Genomic DNA, 5542 nt, shown 5'->3' on the forward strand with positions numbered 1-5542 from the left:
CGCCCGGGCAAGGAGAATTATTTCGGCACCGTCAGCCCAGGTGGCGCCGTCAGGATTGGCGCACGTGGCATGTTTTTCGATCGAAACAGAGCCACGTGGCACACCGAGCTTTCCGGATTGATCAAAGCTGGCAGAGTGACCACTGCGAAGGGCGTTCTTGAGGCTGATTTGGGTGGACATCGCAATTGCACCCTGACCTTCATGTTTCCTTCCGACAGGTTTGCGGAATTGGTCAGGCCCATGGAAGCGGCTGCGCCACGCGCCGACCAAGCCAAATCTCTGACCGAGACCGATAAAGCGGCGAAGGTGGTGCCCGCCGTGAATCCGTCACCGAATGTTGCAGAGGAGTCCCACATTGCGCCGGCGCCCGCTGTACATGCAGCGCCCTTTGGCAGGCGCATAGCGCTGGTCATCGGCAATTCCAATTATCAGAACGTTCCCGTTTTGCAGAACCCGCAACGGGATGCCGCCACTGTCGCGAAGGCGCTGGAGGCGGTCGGTTTCCAGCATGTGACGCTGCAGCTCAATCTTGGACGCGAGCGGTTGATCGACGCGCTACGGGCCTTTGCGAAGCAGGCGGAGGACGCAGATTGGGCTGTTGTCTATTACGCGGGCCATGGCATGGAAGTCGCCGGGGTCAATTATCTCATCCCGATCGATGCACGGATCGCCTCGGACCTCGATGTCGGCCTTGAAGCAATTCCGATCGATCAGGTCCTGAATGCCGCGGAGCGCGCCCGCGCGCTGAGGCTGGTAATCCTGGACGCCTGTCGGGATAATCCCTTTGCCAATCAAATGAAACGGACGGTTGCCTCGCGGTCGATCGGGCGTGGTTTGGCAAAGATGGAACCGGACCCAGGCACGTTGGTGGTCTTCGCCGCCAAGCATGGCGAGACAGCTTTGGACGGCGATGGTGGGAATTCGCCGTTTGTCACTGCTTTTGTAAAGGACATTCAGGTGCCTGGCGTAGAGGTCAGGCGCCTGTTCGATAACGTGCGTGATGATGTCATGGATATGACCGACCGCCGGCAGCAGCCCTATAGCTACGGCTCGGTGCCGGGGCGGCAAGATTTCTATTTCACGGTGAAGTAGCTTTATTTTCGTGCGGCATCGTCCATTTGCCGCGGACCGCCGCCCGCCGGATCTACGACAACATGGCGTTTCCAGTCTTCGCATAGGGTGGTCGCCGCCAACGCGCGTCTTGAGTCCTTGCGCGTTCGATCTTCCCGTGGCCGGAATGCTTGTGTCTGGACTGCCGAATCCATCGGGTCATCGCAGCCTTGGTTTTTCCGGCGCTTTCAACTTCCGGACGGCAAGCATAAGCTCGTTCGGCGCGCTCCGCCTGCCGCAGCGCAGCGAAAAGCAGCAATCCAAGCGAAGCAACAACATCAAAGGGAGAGAACAGATGCAGCCATCAGGCACGACGAGCCTGCTCGTCGGCGCGGTCACGATTTTCCTCGGAACCGCTGCTCATGCGCAATCGGCAGACCCGATCAAGATCGGCGTCATCGCCGAGGTGCAATCGATCGCGGGCGCGGCAACGCCGGGCGGCGCGCAGATCGCTGCCGACGAGATCAATGCGAAGGGCGGCGTGCTCGGGCGCAAGATCGAGATCGTAACCTACGACAACAAGAGCTCCTCGGCAGATTCTGTGCGCGCCTTTCAGCGCGCGGTCAGCGAAGACAAGGTCTCGGCGGTGATCGCCAGCTACATCAGCGAAGTCGTGCTGGCGCTCGAGCCGTGGGCGGCTCGCTTAAAGATGCCGCTGATCACGCCGGGTGCTGCCTCGAACGAAATCACGAAAGCGATCCATAACGACTACGACAAGAACAAGTACACCTTCCATGGCTATCTGACGTCGGCCGCCCAGGCGCAACTGGTCTGTGATGCAGCCAAGGATCTCCTGGTCAAAGATCTCAAATTCAAGAGCGCCGCGATCATGAGCGAGGACGCCGCCTGGACCAAGCCGCTCGACGTCGGCTACGAGGCATGCCTGCCGAAATCCGGCCTGAAGGTCACGGATCACATCCGCTTCTCGCCAGACACCACGGACTTCACCCCGATCTTCAACAACATCGAGGGCAAGAAGCCCGACGTGATCGTGACCGGCATTTCCCATGTCGGTGTGCAGCCGACCGTGCAGTGGAAGAACCAGCAGGTGCCGATCGCGATGTTCGGCATCTCGGCGCAGGCGCTCAGCCCGACCTTCTGGAATGACACCAATGGCGCCGCCGACGGCGTGCCGTCGCTGGCGGTCGCCACGCCGAATGTCGCGGTGACCTCGAAAACCAAACCCTTCGCCCAGGCCTTCAAGGCCAAATACGGCACGCCGCCGGCCTATACCGGCTATACCGCCTATGACGACGTCTACATCATCGCGGAGGCGATCAAGCGCGCCGGCTCGACCGATCCCGACAAGATGGTCGCGGAAATGGAGAAGACGAAGTTCGAGGGTACGATCGGCAACATCGAGTTCTACGGCAGGAACGACGAGTTCACCCACGGCATCAAGTCCGGTCCCGGCTACGTCACGGGCCTCGTGTTCCAGTGGCAGAGCGCCAAGCAGGTTACCGTCTGGCCGGCCAAGATCGCCGAGGGAAAGCTCGAATATCCGAAGTTCGTCAAACTCTCGCAGTAACCGTCGGGCATCTCAGATCAGCGGCTGCATAAGAAGAAGGCGGCCGCCGCCGACAGGATGTCCGTTCGGTTTCGAGCGGGCATGACGAGCGGCCGGTGCCATTGCGGCTTGGATTGCGGGCGGCGGGGTGTTATGGCCTGCGCAACGTTTTCCCGGCAACGCTTTACATCTTTTTCCATGAAACAACTGCTGTCCAACCGTCACCTGAGATCTGTGAAGGTGATCTCCATACGCTGGCGGCGACGCGCCATCTTTCTGATGGGGGGCATCGTGGTGGGGGCAGCAGCCGTCGCACTTGCCATGTTGTCCGACCAGGCCCAGTTCGCCCTGGCCGGGCTGCTCTCGAAGTCCCGCTATGCGACGCTGCTGGTCACCCCGCTCGGTTTCGCCCTTTCAGTATTCCTGACCAATCGCTTCTTTCGCAACTCTCAAGGTAGTGGCATCCCGCAGGCGATCGCCGCGCGCCAGCTCACGGATCAGGCGGCCCGCGGCAGGCTGGTCTCGATTCGAATTGCCATCGGCAAGATTTTGATGACCCTGCTGGGCTTGCTTTGCGGAGCGTCGGTGGGCCGCGAAGGCCCCACCGTGCAGGTTGGCGCCTCCATCATGTTTGCCATTGGCCGCATGTCGCCGCGCCGCCAACCCGGGCTGATCCTGGCCGGCGCCGCCGCCGGCGTCGCCGCGGCTTTCAATACGCCGCTCGCCGGCATTGTGTTCGGCATCGAAGAGATGAGCCGCGAATTCGAAACCCGCACCTCCAGCTTGATCATCGCCGCGGTGATCGCAGCCGGCCTGACTTCGCTCGCGCTGGTCGGCAATTACGATTACTTCGGCAGCAGTGCGACGACGCTGCGAAACGGCACCGACTGGCTGGCGGTCCCCATGTGCGGCGTCGTCGGCGGGCTGGCCGGTGGACTGTTCAGCCGCTTACTCATTGAAACGGCGCGCGGCTTCTCCAGCACATTGGGAAAATCGGTCAAACAGCACCCGATTGCATTTGCTCTCGTCTGCGGCCTCTGCGTCGCCTTGTGCGGAATTGCCTCGGGCGACATGATCTACGGCACAGGTTATGCGCAGGTGAAGTCCGCGCTGGAGGCCGGCACGCCGCTGCCATCGAGCTTCGGTCCCTTGAAGTTCGCGGCGACAGCGCTTTCTGCCATCAGCGGCATTCCCGGCGGCATCTTCTCGCCGTCGCTGGCGGTCGGTGCCGGCATCGGCTCGGATATTGCGCAGCTTTTCTCGAACGCGCCGGTGGGGGCGATCATGCTGCTCGGGATGGTGTCCTACTTCGCGGGCGTGGTGCAGGCGCCGATTACGGCGTTTGCGATTGTAACGGAGATGACGGACAATCACGCGATGGTGGTGCCGCTGATGGCCGCCTCGCTGATCGCCCACGCGACCTCAGGTCTTGTCTGCCCTGAAGGAGTTTATCACGCGCTTGCCAAGGGCTTCTTGAAGGCGAACGAGGGGCAGGCCGAAATTCCAGATCGTAAAGCGCGTTGAACCATGATCGCGCTTTGTAGCGCGGCCCTCCAGGCCCGGATCGTGCTCCGGCCAACGATTTGCAGCGCGGCTCGCAAAACAAAAAGGCCCCCGGTTAAGGGGGCCTTTCAATTCAGGTCCGAAGTTTTCCTTAGACTGCGTCCTTGGCGGCCTTCACCGGCCGTGCGCGCACGATCTTGCGGGCAGGCTTGGCCTTGAACATCATTTCTTCGCCCGTGAACGGGTTCGTGCCCTTGCGCGCCTTGGTGGCGGGCTTCTTGACCACGACGAACTTCGCCCAGCCCGGCAGCAGGAATACCCCGGACTTCTTCAGTTCCTTGTGGCCGACGTCAGTCAGCGTATCCATGACGTTCTTGACGTCACGCTTAGAGAGTTCGGTAGCCGTCGCGATTTTTTCGACCAGCTGTGACTTCGACATTTGGGTGGCCATTGTGTCTCCTTTGATTCGGACCGTCCCGATAATAGCGATCTCTGCGCGAGGAAAAGGGCCTCTGCACAGTTTTTCTCGGGGTTTTTTGCTGTTTTTTGTATCTCACCCCGTTTTTTTAAGGGTTTTCGGCGTGTCGAGCCCCGGGCGGGCGAAGAATCGCCGGGTGCCTGCCGGCGCCTCCCGGTTTCAACGGTCGTTATCTTCGGGATTCGCCGTGAACCGCATGCCTGCAAATCAATTCCTTCATTGCTGCGGCACCAAGGGTTTCCAGATCCGCGAATGGCACACCACAACCCGGTCTTGCGCCAGTACCGCCGATCGGAAGTCCCTGCACCACAACCGGCGAATTCGATCGGGGAGTTCAGATTGATAAAGCTGTAGTGGCATCAATAGGTTTGTGATTCGCCATGACTTTGCGAAGCTCTTGAAAGCTGCGTGCTGCAATGGAGCACGAACTTCGGAAGTTGGGCACCACCCGCGTCCTGGAATGACGGCTGCGCGCTGCGTCGCGTCCGCGGCAAGATCAAGTTGCCCTTGACAGAGCTTCGGCTGTGCCAAGGTGATTTGCGCGACGTGCCATTCTGCCGCAGCCCATCTCGCTTGTGGCGACGGGCAAATCACCTTTAGAAGCCCGCCCGTCCCGCGCTCCTCGGGAGGGGCGCTTCGCGATCGTCACGGACGTTGGGTGCGGGATGCGATGGACGCTTGATGTGCAACCGACGAATGCACGGCCAAGCGTACGACGAAGCCACGTGGTTCTGACGTCTCGACGCTGACGTCAAGCTGGTGAGGATGCTTGCGCATCGCACCGGTGACGGCGACAAAAAGGCCCGATCGCCGGGGAGAGCGTGGAGTAAGTCGTCAAACCAATCGCGCAGGGAATGCCGATCGTTAAGGCGAACCTGTGGTGACTACACTCGTGTGCTTTCTTTGCTGCACACGAGGCTACGGGTGCGCCCACGCGCCCGGCA

General features: G+C 60.9%; 5 protein-coding genes. 3 read left to right on the plus strand and 2 right to left on the minus strand.

The window, feature by feature from the left end:
- Positions 1-180 (minus strand): hypothetical protein (locus NEZ08_RS17470; protein ID WP_298109441.1); only part of this gene is annotated, 180 nt, incomplete at its 3' end.
- Positions 181-240: 60 nt separating this feature from the next.
- Here NEZ08_RS17470 and NEZ08_RS17475 point away from each other — a divergent pair.
- The 3 genes from NEZ08_RS17475 to NEZ08_RS17485 all read left to right on the plus strand — a co-directional run bounded on the left by NEZ08_RS17475 (position 241) and on the right by NEZ08_RS17485 (position 4141).
- On the plus strand, positions 241-1092 hold the full coding sequence (locus NEZ08_RS17475) for a caspase family protein (protein ID WP_298109443.1): 852 nt from the start codon (positions 241-243) through the stop codon (positions 1090-1092).
- A 313-nt stretch (positions 1093-1405) separates the two neighbouring features.
- Positions 1406-2638: an ABC transporter substrate-binding protein gene (locus tag NEZ08_RS17480; RefSeq protein WP_298109447.1), complete on the plus strand. Its 1233-nt coding sequence runs from the start codon at positions 1406-1408 to the stop codon at positions 2636-2638.
- 177 nt (positions 2639-2815) lie between these two features.
- Positions 2816-4141, plus strand: a complete 1326-nt coding sequence (locus NEZ08_RS17485) for a chloride channel protein (protein WP_298109452.1) — start codon at positions 2816-2818, stop codon at positions 4139-4141.
- Between the two features lie 130 nt (positions 4142-4271).
- Here NEZ08_RS17485 and NEZ08_RS17490 read toward each other — a convergent pair whose 3' ends face one another.
- A complete protein-coding gene (locus NEZ08_RS17490; RefSeq protein WP_298109450.1) occupies positions 4272-4571 on the minus strand; it encodes an HU family DNA-binding protein in 300 nt (99 codons plus the stop codon).
- Positions 4572-5542: the final 971 nt, after the last annotated feature.

It is taken from the genome of Bradyrhizobium sp., from assembly GCF_027451485.1.
GTDB lineage: Bacteria > Pseudomonadota > Alphaproteobacteria > Rhizobiales > Xanthobacteraceae > Bradyrhizobium.